We start from the raw sequence: 24,200 nt of genomic DNA on the forward strand, positions 1-24,200 counted from the left end.
GATTTATAGAGAAGCAAAAAAGAAAAAAATCAGAAATAACTTTTTCAATTAACGGTGAGCTGTTAAAGAAGGATTACTATTCCAGCCGCTGTTTCGGAGCAGGACAGATGGAAGAGATGTGTCAGTATTTTATGGAGAGAAGTAAAATGCCGACGGTTATGATCCGACTGCCTTATCTGGCTGACCGTATCAATGACAAAAATTTCCTGGGACACATTTTCCGCAGCATGTATGAAGAGGAAAAAGTGATGCTTCCTTACCACAGGGAGGATCCGCTTAATTTCCTTACGCTGGACGATCTGGTGGAGCTGATGTTCCAGCTGACAGAAGAAACAGAGGATGACAGTGGCATTTATTATGCGGTAAGCGGATATCATTATACTTATGGCGACCTGGAAGATATGTTGAAAATTGCGGTCCCGGATGCAAAAATCGTATACGAGAACTATCCGTTTGTGGCAGAAATACCGTCTTATCCAAAAGAGCTGAGGAGAAAATACGGGTTTATCCCTATGGATAACGCGATGGAAAATATAGGTACATATTACAGAACCTTTGTCAATGAAGTCATGACACAGAAATCCGGACTTGCAGGAAAGATCATGTCTCTTTTTGCCAGGGCAGGAAAAGGTGCTCTTAAATATGTAGAGCTCGTGCTGGTATTTATCATTGCGGAAATTATCAGTCATTACACATCAGAATCAATCTATTTTAAATTTGTAGACGTAAGACTTTTCTATATTATCATCATGGGAACAATTTATGGAATGCGCACAGGTCTTGTGGCAGCAGTTCTGGAATGTCTGGTACTGATACGGGAATATGCGCTTATGGGAATGAATGGAACCATTCTCTTCTATAATATTGAAAACTGGATTCCATTTGTTGTTTATCTGATGGCGGGTTCCATTACCGGCTATATTTCCAATAAAAAAGACGATGCGCTGGCATTTGTGCGAAGAGAATATTCCCTGCTGCGGGACAAATATCTGTTTTTAAGTGATGTTTACCACGGGGCTGTGGAAAATAAAGGAGAGTATAAAAAACAGATTCTGGGATTTAAGGACAGTTTTGGCAAAATTTTTGATGCAGTGCAGAAACTGGACAGTGAATATCCGGAGCGGATCTTTTTTGAAGGAGTTAAGGTACTCGAAGATATTCTGGAAAACCATACAATTGCTATTTATACATTAGATTCCTGGCAGAAATTCGGCCGTCTGGCGGTATGTTCCAACAGTTTGCTGACAAAGCTGACAAAATCTATTCGTATTGAAGATTACAGCCAGCTGTATGACACGGTGAAAAAAGGGCAGGTGTGGAAGAATACAGATATGGTTCCCGGAATGCCCATGTATGCATGCGGAATTTTCAAAGAAGGAACGATGGTACTCCTTATTACAATTCAGGAGGCGGATGTAGAACAGTATGGTATGCATTATATGAATATTTTCCAGATTATGTGCGGACTGGTGCAGACGTCTTTCCTAAGAGCGTTGGAATATGAAGAGCTGGCAGAAAGCAAGATGTATGATCCAAGGACGCATATTGCTTATCCGGAAAGGCTCCGCCAGCTTTTGGAAGTGCAGGAATCCATGAAAGAGGCCGGTGTGGCGGATCATGTGCTGATCCGGTTTAAAGACAAAGATAAAGAAAGAGTCAGCGATCAGTTATCCGGTATGATACGTGCCAGCGATGTATTGGGAACGGATGAAGATGGCAATATTTATCTTCTGCTTGTGCAGATGAACCGGGAGAATTTTCGTATTGTAGGAGACCGTTTAAACGGAAAAGGCATGAAATATCAGATTGTGGAAGCGGTCGGATAAAGGATGGGAGAATCTGTGATAATTATATTTTTAATCATTCATATCATTCTGTGTATCCTCGTATATCTTCTTATGAGGATATCGCTTTTAAAAGCGCCGCGGCAGTTTATGCCGATCGTATGTCTGGTTCCCCTGTGGGGGCTTTTGGCACTCCTTTTTCTGGAGATACGGACCAGAGGACGGCAGGATATATATGAAGAAGTGGGAATTGAAAAACTGAAGATCAATGATGCGATCCACCGAAGCATCCTGATGGAAGAAGATCCTATCGAAGATCGGGTCGTACCTCTGGAGGAAGCGCTTCTTATCAATGATCCTCTCACCAGACGAGAGCTGATGATGGAAGTCATGTATGCCAATCCCGATGACTATGTAAAGCAGCTGAAAGAAGCCCGAACAAATGATGATACAGAGGTTGTTCATTATGCGGTCACAGCTCTTGCAGAGCTGCAGAAGGAATACGATCTTCAGTTTCAGGAGCTGGACTGGGAATTGGAAAATGATCCGGACAATGACGACATTACAGACCGTTATCTGAAGCTTTTAGATCAGTATCTGGAAAGCGGAATTGCGGAGGGAAATGAAAGGATCTTAAAACTTCGCTCTTACAGCGGCATGCTGGAGAAAAAGCTTAAGAATCATCCTGACCGTCTGCCTCTGTGGAGAGAAAAAGCGGTTACCGATTTAAGGATTGGAGAATATGATGAAGCCCGTCAGGAAATTGAGCATATCATGCGGGAATGGGACAGAAATGAAGCGGGTTATCTGCTGATGATACAATACTATTCTGCGGTACAGAGCCGCAGGGGGATTGAACAGATATTAGAGACAATTACCAGAAAAAATATTTATCTCACGCCGGAGGGAAGGAGTCAGATCAGGTTCTGGCAGGAAGAAGGAAGGAATAGCATTTGAAAAGAAGAAAGCGGCAAAAGGGAGGCATTTTCCGTTTCCGAAAACTGCAGACAGTGATTGTAGTCTTTTTATTGCTGGTAGGCGTGCTGTGCTTTGTGCAGTGGAATGTCCCTTATGAGGAACAGGAAAGAGAGCTGGAACCTGTAGAACAGGACAGCCTTGATCTGGTGACTTTGGACCAGGATCCGGAGTGCCTTATTATCTGGGAAGATGATGATACGGGCAGACAGGGACTGGAGCTTATGGAAGATATCTTAAGCCAGATGAGAATTCCCTATGAAACAGTGCAGGGGGAAGAGGCGAACCGGCATGACCTGGAAGATTATGAGACTGTTGTTCTGTCGGTGACTCGCTGGAATATTTTGGATGAGACACTTCTGAAGCTTCGGGACTGGCTGGAAGGAGGGGGAAGTCTGATGGCCCTCTATCCCCCGGAGATCAACGGAAGCTTTCAGGTATTTGCAAAAGACTTCGGAATTGAAAGACTGGGAAATGACTACGTCGTAACGTCCGGTCTTCGGATGACCCGGCCCTTTATGATAGGCGGGGACAAGGAATACGTAATTACGGATCCCTTTGAGTCATCCCTGTCAGTATCCCTGGATGATAACGCAGAGGTCTATATGGAATCTACAGATGAAAATCTGGTTCCTCTGATCTGGAAGACAAAGCAGGGAGAAGGAGAGGCTGTATTCTGCAATATCGGAATTGTGGAAAAGGCATACCGGGGGTTCTACTCCACAGCTTACAGCCTGCTGGAAGAAACATGCGCATGGCCGGTGATCAACGGTTCTACGTTTTATATTGATGATTTCCCATCTCCGGTTCCCGGAGGGGAGAGCAAATATATTAAGCGGGATTACGGGATGACGATCTCGGAATTTTATACACAGGTATGGTGGAATGATGTATATAATCTGGCGGAGGAATACGGCATCCGCTACACAGGACTTGTGATCGAGCAGTATTCTGACGATGTGGAGCAGCCCTATGAGCGCAATAATGATACACAGCGCTACCGATATTTTGGAAATATGCTTCTTGATCAGGGAGGGGAGATCGGCTTCCATGGGTACAATCACATGCCGCTGTGTCTTCTTGGATTCGATTACGGAGACGGATATGAGTCCTACCGGCTGTGGCACAGTTATGAGGATATGCTGGCCTCTATCCAGGAGCTGAAAAGCTTCTGTGAAGAGATGTTCCCTAAAGAGAAGTTCCAGGTTTATGTCCCGCCCTCCAATATCCTTTCCGAGGAAGGCAGAACCATGCTGAAGGAGGATGTGGACGGGATCAAGGCCGTTGCCAGTGTCTATATCGGCGGATTGGACGAAGTGGCATACGAACAGGAATTTGAGGTGGCGGAGGACGGGATGATCGAGACGCCCCGTATCATATCTGGATATATTATGGATGATTATACCCAGCTTATAGCATTCTCGGAACTGAATTTCCACTATGTAAACACTCATTTCCAGCATCCGGACGATACCCTGGACGAGGACAGGGGAGCGGCTCTTGGATGGGAGGAAATGTATCAAAGGATCTCAGACTATACCGAATGGCTGTATACATCGGCGTCGGACATCCGCAATCTGACCGGCAGCGAACTGGCGGCGGCAGTGCAGATTTACGACAATCTGGAAGTGGAACGGGACTATACAGACGGAAGATTAAAACTTCATCTGGCAAATTTCAGGGATGAAGCCTGGCTTATGGTCCGGATCAATGAGGGAACGCCGGGAGAAGTGACAGGAGGGAGTCTTACGGAAGTGGCAGAAGGACTTTATCTTCTGGAAGCACAGGATGATGAGATAGAAATTGTAATTGGACAGTAAGGAAGACAGAAGGGTACAGAGAAAGGAAGCAGGATGAACAAAAAGCAGAAACGCTATATTTCGGTTATTATTGTATTAATTGTATTTATATTGATTGCGGTTGCTCTGCTTGGACAGTATGGCTGGATGGTGACAAGGACAGGAGGCGGGGAATCCGGCCTTTCCATTCTGGAGGATAACAGTTTTACAAAACTTGGTTACAGTGGAGAGGAAACGCAGGAGGAGAATCCGGACTGCCTCTACCTGTGGGACAGTACAGATGAAAATTCTGCCGTCTTTTATGATCAGATGACGCAGATCCTCCACGACATGAAGGTAGAGTATACTGAGACAGATCTTAGCAAGGAAGAGATGCCGGATCCTGATCAATACCAGATTGTCATTACGGGATTTACAAACTTTCAGGAACACAGCAGTGTCATACTGGAAGTGGTAAGCTGGATGGAGAAAGGCGGCAACCTTCTGATGCCGCAGGTTCCGGAAACCGGCAGTGTGTACAGTTTTGTGAGTCCGAGGATCGGTGTGGAAAACCTGGGCGCCGACTACTATGAAGTCAGTGGAATCCGGATCACAGATGATTTTATGATTACCGGAGAACAGACAGAGTATGCCATCGAATATCCTTATCAGTCCGCGCTTACGGTCTCCCTTGGAGAATCCAGCGAAGTTCATATGGTGTCGGCGGATGAAAGAGAAGTGCCCCTTTTGTGGGAGACGGACCGCAGGGAAGGGCATGTGGTTGTTGTGAACCTGGGGCATTACGAAAAAAGCTGCAGAGGAATTTACGCGGCAGCTTACAGTCTTCTGTCAGAGTACTGTGTATGGCCTGTTATTAACAGTTCGGCGTTTTATATAGATGGTTTTCCTTTCCCCCTTCCAAGAGAAAAGAACTCCTACATTACAGAGGAGTACGGGGACAATATGGATATGTATTCTTTTTATGTCAGAGAATGGTGGAGCGATCTTATTAATCTGGCAGACGAGTACGGCATTGCCTATACAGGGACCATTCAGGAGAATAACGACAATGATGTGGAGGAGCCTTTTGAGTCCAAAGCGTCCTCCAACCGGTACCAGTATTTTACTTCTACTTTAATGGAAATCGGCGGAGAGCTGGGCCTTTTCGGATATAATCAGCAGCCTCTTTGCCTGGAAACCAGCGACATTGGGACCCAGGAGGAAACAGAAGAGGAGACCGGGGAGGAGACGGAAGAGCTGGATTATGAGAAAGATCTTGGACTGAGGTACTGGAACAATAAATCCGATATGGCAGCAGGTCTTAAGGAAGTAGAAGAATTTCAGAAGGAGATCATTGACAGTGAGACGATGCAGGTCTATACGCCTCCTTCCAATATCTGGTCAGAGGACGGACTGGATGCGATAAAAGATACTCTGCCGGATATTGCAGCCGTGGCGGCGGACTATTTCAGCGGCGGATATGCGAAGGAGCAGGAATACGAAGTAGACGAAGACGGGATGATCATGACGCCCCGCATAACATCCGGAGGAGAAATTAGCGAAGATATGAAACTGAGCGCTTTTTCGGAGCTGAATTTTCACTATGTGGTTTCCCATTCTATCTCTCCTACAGATGTGCTGAATCCGGATGCGGGAGCTGATCTTGGCTGGCCTGCCATGGTGGAAAATCTGAACGATTATGAAAAATGGCAGGAAGAGGCGGCGCCGGACATCCGACGGATGACAGGATCTGAAATGGCAGGCGCAGTGCAGAGATTTTATTATTTAGGATCAGAAGAGATCGAGACAAAAGACGGTCTGGAAATCCAGCTGTCGAATTTTCAGGATGAAGCCTGGATGATGATCCGTTTTAACGAGTGGACACCGGATGAAGAGTCGGTGAAAGGCGGAAGCCTGACGAAGCTGAGCGGGAATCTGTATCTTCTGGAAGCAGAGCAGGATACGGTTACGATTCAAAGAAAGGATGCAAAATGAGGATCTGTGTAATACTGGAAGGGTGCTATCCCTATGTAACAGGAGGGGTATCTACCTGGGTTCACCAATATATGAAGGCCATGCCCCAGCATGAATTTGTAGTTTGGGCGGTAGGCGCTGATTCCAAAGATCAGGGAAAGTTTAAATATGAGCTTCCTGACAATGTTGTAGAGATCAGGGAAATCTTTTTAAATGACGCTCTTACCATGCCTTTTGTAAAAGAAAAATACAAGTTTAAAGAAGAGGAGCTGGAAGCGCTCCGGGAATTTGTAAACTGCAGGGAGCCTGACTGGGAAACTTTGTTCCGCATGTATCATGACAATAAGGTATCTCCGGTGGCGTTTTTGATGAGTGAGGATTTCCTGGAAATCCTTATGAAAATCTGTCATGAAGAATACCCTTATACCAGTTTTTCGGATCTTTTTCATACAGTCAGATCTATGCTTCTTCCGGTGCTCTATATTTTGCAGTCGGATGTGCCCAAGGCGGATATTTATCATGCCATTGCCACAGGTTACAGCGGAGTGCTTGCGAGGCTTGGAAGTTATGTCAATGGTGTGCCTTATGAGATTACAGAGCACGGAATCTATACCCGGGAGAGAGAGGAAGAGATCATCCGTGCAAAATGGGTTATACCGGCATTTAAAAGATTTTGGGTGCGTTTTTTCTATATGTTGTCGGGTGCGGCATATGGCAAGGCTTCTATGATCACCAGTCTCTTTGATAAAGCAAGGGAAACACAGATTGAGATGGGATGCGTCCCGGAGCTTTGCAGATACATTACCAATGGGATTCATTACGAGAGGTTTTCCTCCATGAGGCCGAAAAAGGATAATGGATATGTAGATATTGGGGCGGTTCTTCGGATTTCCCCGATTAAAGATGTTAAGACCCTTCTCTATGCATTTGCGGATCTGCGAAGCAGGATTTCGAATGTGAGACTTTATATTGCAGGACCCGAGGACGATGAAGAGTATGCGAAAGAGTGTTATGACCTGAAGGAACAGCTGGGACTTGCCGATGCATATTTCCTTGGGACAGTCAATATTCTGGAATATATGGAAAAATTTGATTTTACCGTCCTTAGCAGTATTTCAGAAGGACAGCCGCTGGCTGTTCTGGAATCGTTCGCTGCAGGAAGACCCTGCGTTGTAACAGATGTGGGATGCTGCAAACAGCTGATAAACGGGATGGAGGGAGACGACCTGGGAGTGGCGGGCTACTGCGTGCCGCCCATGTACAGGGAAGCGCTCTGTGATGCACTGGAAATGATGTGTACCCATACAGAGGAACGTTATCAGATGGGACAGATCGGGAGAAAGAGGGTAGAAAAATATTTTCGGCATGAAGATATGATACGCAACTATCAGGAAGCATATGATGAGGTGTTTAGAAGATGGCAGGAATCGGTTTCAGCTTAAAAAGATTATTCAGTAAACGAGGATTCTTCTCGCTTTGCAGGGCATACGGATATGCGGGAATTATTTGTGCAGGGCCTATGATCCTGGGTGTTATCATGCTGGCGGGTGTCAGTCTGACAGCCAGGCTGGCAGGAATGGAAGCCCATGACAGGGAATTGATGAACTGTATGCTTACTTACAGTCTGTTAGTTTCCCTTAGTATCACCAGCTGGTTCAACATGGTTACGACCCGCTATGTATCTGACATGCTCTATGAGGAGAAGCTGGATAAGGTTATGCCTTCTCTTTACGGAAGCTGTTCTATTATGCTTGTGGCAGGAGCCGTTCTCTACGGGATATTCCTTCTGTTTTCAGGAGTGCCCCTGATCTATCAGATTCTGTGTCTGTGGTTTTCGCTTATTTTGATCGTAGTGTGGATGGAAATCGTTTACCTGACGGCTCTTAAGGACTATAAAGGAATCGTGCTTGCATTTACTATTTCCCTGATGCTGGGTTTCCTTTGTGCCCTTATCCTTGTCGTTATCGGATGGGTCAGCATTGTGAGCCTGATGTTATGTATTATTATCGCTTACGGTACGCTGATGGTGTGGTATTATAAGCTGCTTCTTGATTATTTTCCCAAAGGTGAGGGAAGCAAGTATACATTCCTGCGCTGGTTTGACCGTTATAAATCCCTTGCTTTTACAGGAGGCTTTATCAATATCGGGCTGTTTGCCCATCTTGTGATCATGTATTTCGGACCTTTGCAGATCCAGGTTGAGGGGCTGTTTTACGGGGCACCGGCACATGATGTTCCGGCGCTGTTTGCGTTTTTCTCCATTTTGATCACGACCATTAATTTTGTGACTTCTGTGGAAGTCCGTTTTTATCCGTCTTATCGGAATTATTACAGTCTGTTCAATGACAACGGCTCTATCAGGGATATTGAACAGGCAGAAACGGAGATGCTGACCATTCTGAAGCAGGAATTGACTTTCAGCGGACATAAGCAGCTTATTTCAACGATTCTGTTCGTTGTATTCGGGAGTTATTTATTGGAGTGGCTCTCACTTGGATTTACGGATACATCTATTGGAATTTTCCGGTTTTTGTGTACAGGATATGGAATTTATGCGATCAGTAATTCCATTATGCTGATCCTCCTCTATTTTGAGGACTACACAGGGGCGCTTCTTGGCACGATGGCCTTTGCTGCAGTCAGCGTGGTTGCCACGATCCTGCAGATTTTATTTGGCTCTGTCAACTTCTTTGGCCTGGGCTTTCTGCTGGGCGGTATTGTATTTTACTTTATTGTCTGGCTGAGGCTGGAATGGTATACAAGGAGGCTACCCTATTTCCTCCTGTGCAGGAAGGCTTTTGTACCGAACATGGAAAAAGGATTTTTTGCAAGGCTGTGTGATCGCCTGGATGCCAGAGATGAGAAGAAGGCCAATGCACCCAAGGAAAAGTGGAAAAAGAAACGGCGGAAAATGGCGGGAGCAGCCATGCTTGCCCTTGTGTTTCTCCTGAATGGCTGCAGTGCAGATACGGGTGCCGTTTCCGGCAGCACCGGAAGCGATGTAGAAGCGGCAGCGGAAGATACCCAGGAGACAAAAGGAGATCCGGTAGAAAAGGAAGAGCTGGAAGAATCCGAGGAGACTCTTCAGGATAATAAGGCAGTATATGCGGATGATGATGAGACTTCTGTGGTAACCATGTATCTGACAGTATCGGAAGGAAATGCGGCGGACAATACAAATCACACATGGACAGAGATCAACAGTCTGGATGCTTATTATTATGAAGACAATAATCTGGACCGCTACAATTGTGAAGCCCTCCTTCAGATCGGGGATGAGTTCGGAAATGGTGAGACTTCGCCGAACGCTACAGTGCAGATACGGGGACAGACTTCCTCTAAAAACGAACAGAAAAACTATAAGATCCGCATCAAAGACGGCATGGGAGAGTGGAGAGGACAGAGAACCATTGCGCTCAACAAGCATGTGAGCGATGTTTTTCGGTTCAGAAATAAGCTTGCCTATGACCTGATGAAGGATATTCCCCAGATGATGAGCGCCAGAACTCAGTTTGTGCACCTTTATGTGAAGGATACTACAGAAGGCGGAAATGGCACGTTTACAGACTACGGACTGTATACGCAGGTAGAACAGATTAATAAAACGTATTTAAAAAATCATGGACTGGACAACAAAGGACATTTATATAAAATTAATTTCTTTGAGTGGTATCAATATGATGAACTGAAGCTGAAAACAGATGAGGACTACGATGAGAAAGCCTTCGAGGAATATTTGGAGGTCAAGGGGAACGACGATCACACAAAGCTTTTGGAATTGCTGGAAAAGGTCAATGATTACTCGATTCCGATAGAAGAAATTGTGGAACAGCATTTTGATATGGATAATATTTGCTATTGGATGGCGTTTCACATCCTGATCGGAAACTATGATGTGGGTTCGCGAAACTTCTATATTTACAGTCCTCAAAATTCTGACAAATGGTATTTTATTTCCTGGGATAATGATGCGTCTTTTGCAAGGAATTATTACAGGATGGAAAATTATTCACAAGGACTTTCCTGGGAGAGTGGATTAAGCCAGTTCCTGCACGGAGTTTTATTTAACCGTATTTTCCAGGAGGATGAATACCGGGATATGCTGACAAATGCGGTAGAAGATCTTAGAGAAAACTACCTGACGGCGGACAAAGTGGGGAACATGGCAGCACAGTATAGTGCGGTGGTGAAACCCTATCTTTACAGCAGTCCGGATGTGGAATATGCAAGAGAGGATGATCCGGCTGTTTATGACCAGCTGGTATCTTCCCTGGCAGGAGAATTGGAAGAAAACTATCAGAACTATCTCCAAAGTCTGGAAAAACCATGGCCATTCTTTGTGGGCACTCCGACAGTGGAGGATGGAAAAATTAATGTATTGTGGGAGACTGCCTATGATACAGATGGAGAAGATATTACTTACCGTGTAGTGCTGGCTCGGGACTGTGACTATACGGATGTGATCTATCAGGCGGATGGTCTGCAGCTTCCGGAGGTCAGCTTTGACATGCTTCCGGCCGGACAGTATTATCTGAAGGTGCAGGCGGTCAATGAGTCCGGTTATGTGCAGGACTGCTATGACTATTACTCCCGGGAAGATGGAGGAGGAAAAGCGTACGGAACGAAAGCATTTGTGGTGCAGGCTGACGGGACGATTACAGATGTAGTAGAAGAAGAGTAGAAAAGCTGCGGTACAAGGAGGAAGAATATGAGAAAAAAGACAGGGCAAATCCTAAGCCTGCTGCTTTTGCCGGCGCTGCTTGCCGGATGCGCCGCCGGCAGCGGCGACAGCGGGACACTGGTAAGCGCCGATGAAACGTATGAAACGACGGGACAGAGTTCTTCAGATTATGAGCTTCAGGATAATAAGTCGTTATATGAGGAAGAAAATAATGAAGTCGTGACCATGTATCTGACAGTAGGGCAGGGAAATGAAGAAGATGATACAGATCATACCTGGACAGAGATCAACAGTTATCCTTTGTCTTACTATGAGGAACATTCCATTACTCCATACAAATGTGAGGCTGTGCTTCAGGTCGGCGATGAAGCCGGCCCGGTGGAAGGAGAATTCGGCTACAGTGACCGGACTGCCAACGCTACGGTGCAGCTTAGAGGGGAGGGCGCTTCCCGGCAGCAGCAGAAGAGCTACCGGATCAAGATCAAGGACGGCGATGGTGATTATAATGGACAAAAGACAATTTCACTGAATAAACATTCCGGAGATCCTGTCCGATTTAAAAATAAACTGGCGTATTCTTTGATCCAGGAGATCCCGGAAATGATCGGCGCCAGAACACAGCTGGTTCACCTTTATGTGAAAGATAAGACAGAGGGAGAGGACGGATTGTTCCAGGATTACGGGCTTTACACCCAGGTGGAACAGATCAATAAAACATACCTGAAAAATCACGGATTTGACAATGACGGCGCACTTTACCAGGTGGGAAATTTTGACTGGCAAAGGCATGAAGACGTAATTATGCTGGCTACAGATGCAAATTACGATAAAGATGCATTTGAACAGTATCTGGAGGTGGATGGATCAGAAGAACACGATACTCTTATCGCCCTTCTTGATGCAGTGAATGACACAGATAATGAAATCAGCGATGTAGTGGAACAGTATTTTGACAAGGATAATCTTTACTATTGGATGGCATTTCACATTTTAATGGGAAATAAAGATGTATTGGACGGAAATTATTACCTGTACAGTCCAAGGGGCGTCGATAAATGGTACTTCATTTCCTGGGATAACGACGGGATTTTGAAAGAAGGCTATGAGGCCATGGAGGATGAGACTTACCAGAGATCCTGGAATAAAGGAATTTTTACTTTTTCAGATACGGTCCTGTTTGAGAGAATCTTAAAAGACCCATCCTGCAGACAGAATCTGGACAGTGCGGTGCAGGATCTCTATGAGAACTATCTGACAGAAGAAAATGTACAGGAAAAGATAGATGGTCTGCAAAAAGCGACAGAGGACTATGTATATTCCCTGCCTGATCAGACGTATGCCAGAGTGAACGAAGAAAATTATAACATCCTTGTTCAGAGTATGGCGGAGGAGATCAGGACGAACTATGAGGAATACACAAGCAGTATGGCCTCCGCATGGCCGTTCCATATTCTGGAACCGGTAAAGCAGGGAGACAGCACTGTCCTTCAGTGGGAGGAATCCTATCAGGAAGGCGGCGGTGACATCACTTATTCTGTGGAGCTTTCCAGAGACTATACATTTTCTGACTGTATGGTAAGCGAACAGACCGGGGAAACGAGAGTGGATGCCGGATCACTTTCTCCGGGACAGTATTTTGTTCGGGTACGGGCAACCGGTTCAAATGACGTTTCCCAGGACGCCTATGAATATTATCAGACAGAGGCGGGAAGCAAAGCCTACAGTACTCTTTGTTTTTACGTACAGCAGGATGGCAGTATTTCTGCCGTCAGCTACAGCGAGGATTGATGAATGATGGCAGGATTGAGAATGAGACAGCCGGTTTACCGGAATGAGTGGAAATATTATATTTCTCTGTGGGAAGGAGAGCTTTTGAAAAGGCGTCTGCTTCCATTTATGGAGCGAGATGCTCATGCGGCGGACGGACAGTACACGATTCGCAGTCTGTATTTTGACGATTATTGGGATTCGGCATATGAGGAGAAGATCATGGGTGTCGTAGATCGGCAGAAATGGCGGATCCGGATTTATAACTACAGCGATTCCAGTATCAAGCTGGAGCGGAAGAAAAAGTGGGGCAGTTACATTCATAAAGATTCCGCATCCCTTACAAAAGAGGAATACAGAAAGATACTGGAAGGGGATTACGAATTTCTCCTTTCCAGTGAACAGCCTTTGTGCAGGGAATTTTACTATGAGTGTACAGTGAAACTGCAAAGACCCAAAGTAGTCGTAGACTACGAAAGAGAACCTTTGATCCGACCGGAAGGTGATGTAAGAATTACCTTTGACAGAGATGTGCGGGCAGGGGCCTTTGATTATGATATTTTCGATCCGTTCCTTCCGGTTACCTCGGTGCTGGATGAGAATATGATGGTTCTGGAAGTGAAATTTACAGAAATGATCCCCGAACTCATCAAAGAGCTTTTGCCTCTTGACGGGCAGGAGTTTTCCGCGATTTCAAAATACACATTATGCTATGACAGAGCATTCCACAGAACGGATATGCTGGCAGGAATATCCAAAACAAACAGGAGGGGCAAAAGATGAATATAAGAGATTATTTTAAAAACTCAGTCTGGGAGTCCTTTATGGACGGCCAGGGTCTGACGGCTGATTTTATGACAAAGGCAGTTATTGCAATGCTGCTGGCCGTAATACTGGGAATCTTTATTTATAAAATTTACGGTCATTATTTCGGAGGAGTTGTATTTTCCAGTTCCTTTGCGGTGACTCTGGTGGGGATGACGGTACTAAGCTGCATGCTGACGCTGGCTATCAGCAGCAATATCGTGATCTCTCTTGGTATGGTCGGTGCGTTGTCTATCGTCCGGTATCGTACTGCGATCAAGGATCCCATGGATCTTTTGTATCTGTTCTGGTCTATTTCTGTGGGAATCACGCTGGGAGCCGGACTGTATGTGCTGGCGATTGCTACGATGCTTATTATGGTGGCTGTAGTGCACTTGTTTTATAACCGCAGGAAAAAAGGAACGATTTTTATACTGGTAGCTCATTATGAGTCAGAACTTGCAGGGGATGAGATACTGAGAATACTAAACAAGATGAAGCATCAGCTGAAATCCAAGACGATCCGCGGAGAGCTGACAGAACTGACCATCGAGCTTGTCTGCAGAAACAACAACACTCTTTTTATGGAGCAGATCCAGGCAGTAGAGGGTGTACGGGACGTATCGCTGATCCAGTACAATGGAGAGTATCACGGATAGGAGAATGATATGGGAAGAAGAAACTCGAAGGTTCCGTATATCATGATGGCTGTACTTGCCGTTGCCATTGCCGCGCTGCTGATCTATATCGTACCTTACCGATATCAGTTGAATCATACTGTATCCTTTAAGGAAACTGATGAGCCTCTTAACAATCCTCTTACCGGGTATGCGCCATCGGCGGACAATGAAGAGGAGTGCCAGGACTCGCAGCTGGTATACATTGGCGTGACATGGAGTATGTGGGAACCGTCACAGGGAGAATATGACACAGAAGCGCTGGAAGAGCTGTTCCATATTGAGGAATGGAAGAGCCAGAATAAGCATGCCGTGCTTCGGTTTATCTGTGATATTCCCGGTGAAGAGGGACATAAAGATATTCCGGAATGGCTGTACGAGAAGACGAGAGACGGAGAATTTTACAGTACAGAGTATGGAGCGGGCTATTCTCCGGATTATTCCAATGAATTTTTCAGAGAGCGTCATGCCCTGGCAATTCAGGCGCTTGCAAAGTACTGTAATAAAGATGACTTCGTGGCTTATGTGGAACTTGGAAGTCTGGGACATTGGGGAGAATGGCATACCAATACGGATGAAGGTCTTGAGCCGCTTCCCGATGCAGAAGTATGCTGGGATTATGTGCTGGATTATTCCGATAACTTTCATAATGCAAGGCTTCTGATGAGAAGAAATTTTGTGATGGCGGCAGATGGAGATCTGGGGCTTTACAATGACATGATCGGAAGTGAAAGTGATACGGAAGAGTGGCTGGACTGGATCCAAAATGGAGGAAGTTTTGAAACCTCCGGAAAAGCACTGGAGTATGAACCGATGGAAGATTTCTGGGAGAAGGCGCCAAGCGGAGGAGAGTTTACCAGCGAATATACTATGGAAGAGCTTTTGTCAGACCGGCTTTCAGAGACTTTGGAGATGATCCGGGATTCTCATACGACTTTTATCGGTCCCAAATGCCCGGAAGGAGATCTGAAAGATGGAAGTGTAGCAGAGAGTATCCGGGAAGAGCTGGGATACCGCTATTACATTTCACGTTTAAGTACCCAATATTCTTTCCGTGACGGAGAGCTGGAAGTGACGATGACATGGGAAAATTCAGGTCTTGCGCCGTTGTACTGGGACTGGCCTGTCACTATGTATGTATACAATTCTGACGGGGAACTGAAATACTGGGAAAATATAGAGATCAATCTGTCAGATCTGGTGCCGGGAGAGACAGTTGAGACAACAAACCATATCCCGTTTACAGATGAATTTCGGCAGGGATATCAAATAGGCATAGGAATCACGGATCCGGATGAGGAGGAACATATTCTTCTTGCTATGGAAGGAAGACAGACAGATAATGTTCAGATCATATACACTTATGAATAGAGGAAACATAAACAGATAAAGGAGGAAAATGATATGGCTGGCAATGGAATGTTCCGGACATCACTGTTCGGAGGTTTTAACAAAACAGATGTAGAGGAGTATATTAAGACACTGGAGCATGAAATAGAATCTGTAAAAGTGCTTCATCAAAAGGAAAAAGCAGATCTGTTAAGAAAGATGGAGGACAGTCAGGAAAAGGCAGAGCAGGTGGACTTGGAAGTGCCAAAACTTCAGGAAGAGACTGCTAAGCTCCAGGAAGAAAACGACAGACTGCACCGGCTGCTGGAGGAAGCAAAGGATCAGTCGGAAAGAGCAGATCAGGATATGCCGGAGGGCGAATACAAAGTCCTTCAGGAAGAAAATGCTGCGTTAAAGGAGAGAATGGCCCAGCAGGAAAAAGAGCTGGAAAATCTGAAGAAAAATCAGGATGGCGGATTTTTTGATTATGAAACAGTTTCCAAGATTATGGATGATGCCAACCGCAATGCAGAAGCCATTGAGGAGGAAGCGAAGAAGCGGGCAGAAGAGATGATCGAAACAGCAAAGGTTGAAACAGAGAAACAGAAGGATATCATTGCGGCAAGGATCAATGCTCAGCTGGAAGAAAAAGGGATTCAGCTTATCGCGGCGAAATATAAGATCGAACAGTATATAAAAGAGATTGAAAGTGCGCAGCAGGGGCTGTTTAATATTAATTCCAGGATGATGAAAATGGTGCAGAATATGCCGGTGCGCCTGGATGATTACTGGGAGGGAGAGCATTACCGTGAGTTGGAAAATGCCAGAAAATACCGTCATGCCAATGCACTTCTAGGGCAGGAAGGTGTGAAAGAATCAATAAAACTGGAGAATGGAATAAAGAAGGATGGAGAAAAAGCGTAAAAAGCGATATGGCTATCTCTTCCTTTCAATGCTTATTCTCATATTGGTTATCCCTGTTGCTATACAGAGGATGAGTGCAGCAGTTCTTGACAGCGCAGAAACAATGGGAAGCGAAACAGCTCATGTATATGCATTGAATGAGGTGGCTGTTACAAATCAGTACGAAACTGTGCTGGAAACGCTGGAATATCAGTTGAGACCGGAAAACCGAACGGACAGTTATGAGAAGCTGATCCAGCAATATCTGAAATTTGCAGATGAGGTGATGGGGCTTGATGATGTGGAGGCCTATGTATCTGTAGATGGGAAAATTTATGCAGCTACTTATTGGGAAGGAGATGAAACATTTGATCCACTGGGGACACAGTGGTATCAGCAGGCGATAGAAGCGGATGGGGAGACTATTTATACAGATGCTTATATCGATGTGCGGCTGAATAAGACCGTGGTGACCCTGGCAAAACAGATCAAGGGAACAGAGGACGTGGTGGCAGTGGATCTTTATCCGGACCATCAGCTGGAACAGGAGAGAAAACAGCGCCTTCCGGAAGGGACGAACTATTTTCTGTCAGATTCAAAAGGAGAGCTTCTGAAATACAATCTTACTGTGAAAAGCCATGAAGATCTTCAGGAGAAATTTGATGAAATTTTTGCAGGAATCCTGAACGGAGAATTTGATATTTATGATTCTTATATTATAGGAGTGGACGGTGTCAAGAGAGGCGTATATTATTACAAGCTGGATTCAGGATGGTATTCGGTCGTTACGATTCCTTATGACACTTTGCTGGAATCCTATGAAGGAGCCTGGAATGTATTTCTGGGAATTATGGGAATTTTTGTTGTGTCTGTGATCATTTTTGCAGTAGCCGATTACCGGACAAGCAGGAAAGCGAAAGTTTACAATGAGATCGTAGGTGTGCTGGGGAATTCTTATTACGCACTTTATCAGATTGATCTGAAAAGCGGACAGTATACGATGCTGAAAGGGTCTGACTATGTGAGGAACAGGCTCCTGCAGAAAGGGGAATACAGCCAGCTTCTGGATATCATGAAGGAGCTGATAAGAAAAGAAGATTATGAAGAATTTTTGAATACCTTTTCTACAGAAAACATGGAAAAACTGGTGCAAAAACGGATCCGGGATTTTGGAGGAGATTTCAAAAGACTTTTCAACGGGGAATACCGATGGGTGCATGTTCAAATGCTTTATGATGAATCTTTGCAGAAGGGAACAGTGGTACTTGGTTTCAGGGATATTAATGAGGCTAAGGAACATGATCTGTCCATGCTGGAGCTTTTAAAAGATTCTCTGGATTCGGTAGACAGCATGGCAAAGAGCAAAAATATGTTTTTCTCCCAAATGTCCCATGATATGAGAACTCCGCTTAATGGAATCATCGGTATGGCAAAACTTGCAAAGAATCATACCGAGGATGCAGATAAGACAGCGGAGACGCTAAGCAGGATCGGACAGCTTGGAAATCAGCTCCTGGAACTGATTAATGAAATACTGGATATTTCCCGGATGGAAGAAGGGAAGCTGGAAGTTCGAAGCGAGAGTTTTCGGATAAAGGAAAATCTGAAGGAACTTGCAGAAATTTTCCGGTTACAGACGGAAGAAACAGAAAAGCAATTCCTGACCCATATCGATATAGAAGACATCTATATCAGAGGAGATTGGGGAAAGATTCAGCAGATTTTAAATAATATTTTGTCAAATGCCTTTAAGTTTACTGCGGACGATGGAAAAGTGGAGATGACAGTAACAGAGGAAAAAGACAGCAACAGCAAATATCGCAAGTACCATTTCCGCATTCAGGATAATGGTGCAGGTATGAGCCGGGAATTTCTGAAAAAATTGTATCTGCCTTTTGAAAGGGAAGTGCAGTTCGGGGCAGCGAATGTCGCCGGGACAGGGCTTGGAATGCCCATTGTGCATGAACTGGTGCATAAGATGGGAGGGACCATAGAAGTGGAAAGTGAGCTGGGAGAGGGAACGGAATTTGAAATAATGATCCCTTGCCAGATCAGTGAAGAACAGGTTTTTCTGCAGGAGGAAGCAAAAGAAAAAGGCGGAAACGAAGAAGCTTTCCTGGAAGGAAAGAAGGTGCTTATTGCCGAGGATAATATGATCAATATGGAGATTGCACAGGAAATTCTGAAAAGTTTCGGTATGGAGCCGGAGGAAGCCTGGAACGGGAAAGAGGCAGTGGAGCTGTTTGAGGGAAAACCGGCAGGCTATTTTGACATCATTTTAATGGATATGCAGATGCCTGTGATGGATGGATGCGAAGCTGCTGTTGCAATCCGCCGTTCAGAGAAAAAAGACGGAGGGACCATTCCTATTATTGCAGTGACGGCAAACGCCTTTGCAGAGGATATTGTCTCCACGCAGAAAGCGGGGATGAACGCACATGTTTCCAAACCGATTGATTTCCAGATATTAAAAGAAACGATGGAGAAGCTGCTTAAAAATTGAATGGGAAGCAGCTTCCGGGGAAAAATAGAAAAAGAGATACCAGGTCAGGAGGGTGGACGATGAAAAAGGACAGCAGCAAGGACAGAGAAGAGACAGTAAATAGAAATAACACAATACTGATCGTGGATGATGATGAAATAAACAGGGCAATTCTGGAAAATATTTTTTCTTCCGGGTATTGTGTGGAAGAGGCAGAAAATGGCAGGATTGGATTGGAAAAATTGTTTGCACAGACAGAACGTTACTGTGCGGTTTTGCTGGATGTGGTCATGCCTGTTATGGATGGAATAGAAGTGTTGAAGATCCTGAATGAAAAAGGGACTCAGACGGAAATACCAGTGTTTCTGATCACTGCTGAAGCAGATGACAGGATTTTGAAAACGGCGTATTCACTGGGAGTAATGGATGTTATCCATAAGCCTGTTATCCCCTATGTAGTAAGAAGACGTATTGATTCTGTTATAGAGCTTTTCCGCGCGAGGAAGAGGCTTAGCAGTAAGGTGGAGGAGCAGCAGAGTGAGCTTTTAAAACAGGCAGAGCAGATTATTCTGCTCAATATGGGAATGGTGGAAGCATTGTCTACCGCCATTGAATTTCGAAGCGGAGAATCCGGAGAACATGTACATCGGATTCATGATATTACGGAATATCTTCTGCGAAATACAGAGTTGGGAGAAGGACTGAAGGAAGAAGAGATCAGACAGATTGCGATGGCTGCTATCATGCATGATGTGGGTAAGATAGCGATTCCCGATGCTATTTTGAATAAACCGGGCAGACTGACTCCGGAAGAGTATGAGATTATGAAAACCCATACAACTCAGGGCGCCCAGCTTTTAAAAAAGATTCCGCATATTATGGAGCACCAGATGTTTCAGTATGCATATGATATTGCAGAGCATCACCATGAGAGATGGGACGGCAGGGGATATCCTGATGGCCTGAAAGGAGATGAAATTTCCATGTGGGCTCAGATTGTTTCTCTGGCGGATGTTTACGATGCACTAGTGAGCAAACGGGTGTACAAAGGAGCTATTGAGGTGGAAGAAGCGCTTCGGATGATCCGGGACGGAGAGTGCGGAGTGTTTAATCCGAAACTTCTGAAGTGTTTCATGCAGGCGGAAAAACCTCTGCGCAGGCTGTATCAGTAGCGAGTTTTTATTATAAAATTTTGGAAAGAATAGAAAAGGAGGTCGTGTGGAGATGGTAGAAAAGAAAGTGATCTATCCTGTTCTTACCCGGTTCTTTGACTGTTATCTGAAAGAGAGGAACATTGCAAAAACCCTGTCAATAGTTGCAGACGACCTGTATTCTTTGGGAACCGGCGATGAGGAAACAGCGACGAATAAAGAAGAATTTGCCAGGATGCTTGAGGAAGAAATTAAGAGTATACCGGATCCGATTCAGTACAAAATTATGGATTATCAGGAAAAGCAGACAGGGGAGAACAGCTGGGAATGTCTTTGTAAGGTAGAGACTGCCGTCAGATTAAATGGAAGCGAGGAAGAGATCCGCTACCTTACCCGTTTTACCGGAGGATTCCGGAGAGTGGGGGAAGAATTTTTAGCGACCACTCTCCATATGTCGGAAGCCAGCTCATATCAGGAAAGCGGAGAATTTTTTCCGCTGCGCTTTTTTTCAGAAAAGACAGAAAAACTCAATGAGACAGCCCAACATGAACTGTTGGACATTATCTGCCAGATGATGCCGGGAGGAGTGATCGGAGGATATATTGAGGACGGATTTCCGCTTTATGTAGTAAACGATACGATGCTGGAAATGATGGGATACACATACAATGAATTTGTAGAAGAGACAGAAGGACTGGTCATTAATTCTATTCATGAAGATGATGCCCATATGGTAGAAAAGCATGTTCTGGACTGCTTAAAACAGGAAAAACAATATGCCATCGAATATCGCGTGAAGAAAAAAGACAGTTCCAGTTTGTGGGTGTATGATATAGGGCGAAAGATTATAGCAGAAGATGGACGCTCAGCGATCATCAGCGTTCTCGTAGATATTTCCGAGAGCGTCAGGGTGAAGAAAAACCTCATCGAAGAATCCAATCGGGACTTCCTCACTGGAATATATAATCGGAAAGGCGGGGAGGCTACCGTAACAGCCAAGATGAATAACAGTGATGCACCATATATCTTTCTAATGATCGATCTGGATAATTTTAAAAGTGTGAATGATATGTATGGTCATGGAACCGGAGATAAGATGCTTCGCTTCTTTGCAAAACAGCTGCGGGAGACATTTCGAAAGACAGACATAGCTATTCGGCTGGGCGGTGATGAATTTGCGGTCTATGCACAGCCTTGTTTTAATAAAGAGGCAATTCAAAATAAGGTTGAAAAGATTATAAAAGATTATGTTGAGGAGGCAAAGGACAGGTGTCCGTCTGTAAGCACATCTGTATCAGTAGGCGGAATATACAGCATGGAGCCCAGATCTTTTTCCAGTATATATAAGGCTGCAGATGGTATTTTATATGAAATCAAACAGAGCGGAAAAGGTCGATGCGAGATACGGGAAATATAATAGAAAGAGGGGGTTTTGAAAAACCTCCTCTTTCTATTAAGTAAGATAATGATACCCTATTTAAGAATACCTTTTGCTCTGATGAGATTTGAGGTATCCCTCCTTATTTTAAAGCAGCAGGCCGGGAAAACAATGTTCCCTTATAGCGATTGAGTGCATAATAGACAATCATACCCAGAATACCGCAGGAAATAATCTCACCAACGCCCACCGTAACCATAAGAAACGGGATGGGAAGGGCGACGCCGTATGCGTATTTTAAAACAAAAGGCACAATGATCGTGTTGGATACCATCGGCGGGATGGTTCCGAATACCGGTTTCTGATTCCTGAGCAGATAGGTGCAGATGGCACCGATCAGTGTGGCAATGCTTCCGAAAACAATATCGGGCAGCAGTGCGCCTCCAATGATATTTCCCACCAGACATCCGATAAACAGACCGGGAACCGCTGCTGGGGTAAACAGTGGAAGAATCGTAAGCGCCTCCGCAATTCGTACCTGAATTTCTCCGAAGGAAATCGGTGCAAAGACATACGTCAGGACAACATAGATAGCGGCGATCATGGCCGCCTGGGTTAAAAATGCTGCGTTTTTGTTTCTCATATTCTGTTCTCTCCTTTAGTTTTGTTTTACGAGTGGAAGGTCTCGAACACTCGATTCATTTAACGCCGGGAATCGGCGGCAAGCCCGATAGACCTTGGTTTTCGTGGGCTTTGCAACGGGGAATAGTATAACATGATAAGAGGATGAAATCAACCTTTACGCCAAAATTACGCCAAAATGATATTCGAGCAAAAATTTACCCCCTTTTCCGGCGAAGTGTCGGGCAAGGGGGATCTCCTTTATTTAAAAAGCATTTTTATTGTCTTTTATCCATTTGCGAAACCCATCTACATCATTGTTAGCCTCGAATTTTACTTTCGCTTCTTGAGCGGCTTTTAGCCAAGGTTTATAGTGTTTATCTCTGTAATTTTCAATATGTTTATTATATCCTATTCTGGCGTATTGGGTTTTTCGTGCGGAAGTAAATAATTTTTTGAAAGGATCATTTTTTTCTTTTTCAAAATATCCTATTTGTTTGCAAGTTTTTCCGTTTTTATAAATTCTATCGCAATATATCTCATCCGAACGATTTTTAGGAATAAAAAATTTCCAACAATTTTGGCATTGCTTAATTTGGATGTGATAGTATTGTATATTCATTAAATCAAAAGATAAAACAGAGGCAATGTCAAAACTTTCATATAATTGACGCAATTCACCATCCCCATAACTTATTTGCACATGGATATCTTGAAAAGCAGGACTTAAGTAATTGATAAAGGTATCTTCTAACCAATTATAATTACAACCCTTAGCACAGAACTGCGCTATTTCATATCTTAGTAGACGCATCTTACACAATTTCTCTTTAGCGCGGGTTAAATCTATATAATGCTTGTTATCAGAACTCGTATATGGGCGTTTATTCCAAAGGGATTCTAGCATTAAAGAAACAACAACGTTACCATATCTATTTATCAAAATATCACGTATTTGGAAATAAGACTGATTGACTGACATTATTTGTTTATCAGGCGAATGTTTTTCGAGTAAGTCTAGTATTTCTGTGGGGTCTATTTCCATAAAATCCAAAACAATCTGACCAAAAGGCACAGTAGTCTTATCAAACGAATATGGATTTGCGGTTTTAGATGGATAGAAGAAATATGTTTTTTTTTCCGGTTCTGCATAAAAATACATTAAACAATTCCTCCATAAATAGTTTGGCTCTATATTAGAATAGCTTATAATGTCCTGTCTATAAAATTATTATAAGCAAACTATACTTTTTCGTCAAGATGTGTTATTATGCAGACATAGGCAGATGATAAATAAATTATTAGCAGGCAATAAGGAGGCGAGAACATGAATAAAAGAAATGAAGGATCATTGCCATTTAAAGAAAGAGCGCTTTTGAACGATTCCGATTTAGCACAGTATTTAAGTTTAGGATTGACTACAGCGCGAAAAATCAGTGAAGAAGCGGGGGCGGTTGTTTATTTCGGAAAGTCAAAAAGAAATGATCGCAGAAAAATTGACGAATATTTGCAATATCTAAGATAAAGATAATTATTTTCAATTCTACAAAAGATGAAGCACTCGATCGAGTGAAAGAAAATCCCATACTGAAGAAAGAGCACCCGGTCAATAATGAGGAATTGATCGCTTATACCAGAATAATTACGAGGTTGAAAAAAAAAGAATATGAGAGAACACTTTCAAATTATCAAAGATCAGATCGGCATTGAATCTGTGGCGCAACATTTACTTGGGCAGCCTGTACGCGGAATGTATTTTTTCCCCGGCGAAAGAACACCCAGCATCAAAATTTATCCAAAAACAGAGTCGTGTTTTTTTTTTTTTCGGGGGTTTTGGAGATAGGTAGAGCACACCTCTGAAAAACAGTCAACCAAATTGATAGGGTTTTGCGGCTG

General features: G+C 44.2%; 17 protein-coding genes. 15 read left to right on the forward strand and 2 right to left on the reverse strand.

Going from position 1 to position 24,200, the window contains the following annotated elements:
* From WJ238_RS05650 to WJ238_RS05715, 14 genes are all read left to right on the forward strand, one after another.
* A partial coding sequence (locus WJ238_RS05650) for an NAD-dependent epimerase/dehydratase family protein (RefSeq protein WP_337606387.1) occupies positions 1 to 1,826 on the forward strand: 1,826 nt, incomplete at its 5' end.
* A gap of 15 nt (positions 1,827 to 1,841) precedes the next feature.
* A complete protein-coding gene (locus WJ238_RS05655; RefSeq protein WP_256194738.1) occupies positions 1,842 to 2,741 on the forward strand; it encodes a hypothetical protein in 900 nt (299 codons plus the stop codon).
* Positions 2,738 to 4,579, forward strand: coding sequence for a DUF2194 domain-containing protein (locus WJ238_RS05660; protein ID WP_337606388.1), 1,842 nt, complete (start codon positions 2,738 to 2,740; stop codon positions 4,577 to 4,579). Before WJ238_RS05655 ends, WJ238_RS05660 begins: the two co-directional genes overlap by 4 nt.
* 33 nt (positions 4,580 to 4,612) lie before the next feature.
* Positions 4,613 to 6,532: a DUF2194 domain-containing protein gene (locus tag WJ238_RS05665; protein WP_337606389.1), complete on the forward strand. Its 1,920-nt coding sequence runs from the start codon at positions 4,613 to 4,615 to the stop codon at positions 6,530 to 6,532.
* Positions 6,529 to 7,953, forward strand: coding sequence for a GT4 family glycosyltransferase PelF (pelF, locus tag WJ238_RS05670; protein ID WP_316265893.1), 1,425 nt, complete (start codon positions 6,529 to 6,531; stop codon positions 7,951 to 7,953). Before WJ238_RS05665 ends, pelF begins: the two co-directional genes overlap by 4 nt.
* Positions 7,929 to 11,192: an exopolysaccharide Pel transporter PelG gene (gene pelG, locus WJ238_RS05675; RefSeq protein ID WP_337606390.1), complete on the forward strand. Its 3,264-nt coding sequence runs from the start codon at positions 7,929 to 7,931 to the stop codon at positions 11,190 to 11,192. Before pelF ends, pelG begins: the two co-directional genes overlap by 25 nt.
* A gap of 27 nt (positions 11,193 to 11,219) precedes the next feature.
* Positions 11,220 to 12,980 (forward strand): CotH kinase family protein, encoded by a 1,761-nt coding sequence (locus WJ238_RS05680; protein WP_337606391.1) that lies wholly within the window; start codon positions 11,220 to 11,222, stop codon positions 12,978 to 12,980.
* 3 nt (positions 12,981 to 12,983) lie between these two features.
* Positions 12,984 to 13,742, forward strand: coding sequence for a polyphosphate polymerase domain-containing protein (locus WJ238_RS05685; RefSeq protein ID WP_337606392.1), 759 nt, complete (start codon positions 12,984 to 12,986; stop codon positions 13,740 to 13,742).
* Positions 13,739 to 14,422, forward strand: a complete 684-nt coding sequence (locus WJ238_RS05690; protein WP_230104902.1) for a DUF4956 domain-containing protein — start codon at positions 13,739 to 13,741, stop codon at positions 14,420 to 14,422. The genes WJ238_RS05685 and WJ238_RS05690 overlap by 4 nt, the downstream gene beginning before the upstream one ends.
* A 9-nt stretch (positions 14,423 to 14,431) precedes the next feature.
* Positions 14,432 to 15,811, forward strand: a complete 1,380-nt coding sequence (locus WJ238_RS05695; RefSeq protein WP_316265888.1) for a DUF4832 domain-containing protein — start codon at positions 14,432 to 14,434, stop codon at positions 15,809 to 15,811.
* A 33-nt stretch (positions 15,812 to 15,844) separates the two neighbouring features.
* Complete coding sequence (locus WJ238_RS05700; protein ID WP_230104904.1) at positions 15,845 to 16,693, forward strand: coiled-coil domain-containing protein; 849 nt, start codon at positions 15,845 to 15,847, stop codon at positions 16,691 to 16,693.
* Entirely contained in the window at positions 16,677 to 19,175 is a 2,499-nt protein-coding gene (locus WJ238_RS05705) for an ATP-binding protein (RefSeq protein WP_337606393.1), read from the forward strand. Before WJ238_RS05700 ends, WJ238_RS05705 begins: the two co-directional genes overlap by 17 nt.
* A 59-nt stretch (positions 19,176 to 19,234) precedes the next feature.
* Positions 19,235 to 20,326, forward strand: coding sequence for an HD-GYP domain-containing protein (locus WJ238_RS05710; RefSeq protein WP_230104906.1), 1,092 nt, complete (start codon positions 19,235 to 19,237; stop codon positions 20,324 to 20,326).
* A 52-nt stretch (positions 20,327 to 20,378) separates the two neighbouring features.
* On the forward strand, positions 20,379 to 21,722 hold the full coding sequence (locus tag WJ238_RS05715) for a diguanylate cyclase (RefSeq protein ID WP_337606394.1): 1,344 nt from the start codon (positions 20,379 to 20,381) through the stop codon (positions 21,720 to 21,722).
* Between the two features lie 103 nt (positions 21,723 to 21,825).
* Here the strand turns inward: WJ238_RS05715 and WJ238_RS05720 are convergent, their stop codons facing one another.
* Both WJ238_RS05720 and WJ238_RS05725 read right to left on the reverse strand, forming a co-directional pair.
* Positions 21,826 to 22,326, reverse strand: coding sequence for a QueT transporter family protein (locus WJ238_RS05720; RefSeq protein ID WP_316265883.1), 501 nt, complete (start codon positions 22,324 to 22,326; stop codon positions 21,826 to 21,828).
* A gap of 243 nt (positions 22,327 to 22,569) precedes the next feature.
* A complete protein-coding gene (locus WJ238_RS05725; protein WP_337606395.1) occupies positions 22,570 to 23,466 on the reverse strand; it encodes a DUF6076 domain-containing protein in 897 nt (298 codons plus the stop codon).
* A gap of 165 nt (positions 23,467 to 23,631) precedes the next feature.
* On the opposite strand from WJ238_RS05725, the gene WJ238_RS05730 reads away from it, so the two are divergent.
* The gene (locus WJ238_RS05730; protein ID WP_337606396.1) at positions 23,632 to 23,829 is read left to right on the forward strand and encodes a hypothetical protein; all 198 of its coding nucleotides are present in this window, start codon (positions 23,632 to 23,634) and stop codon (positions 23,827 to 23,829) included.
* Positions 23,830 to 24,200 lie beyond the last annotated feature (371 nt).

The sequence above is a fragment of the Claveliimonas sp. genome (assembly GCF_037273965.1).
Taxonomy (GTDB): domain Bacteria; phylum Bacillota; class Clostridia; order Lachnospirales; family Lachnospiraceae; genus Claveliimonas; species Claveliimonas bilis.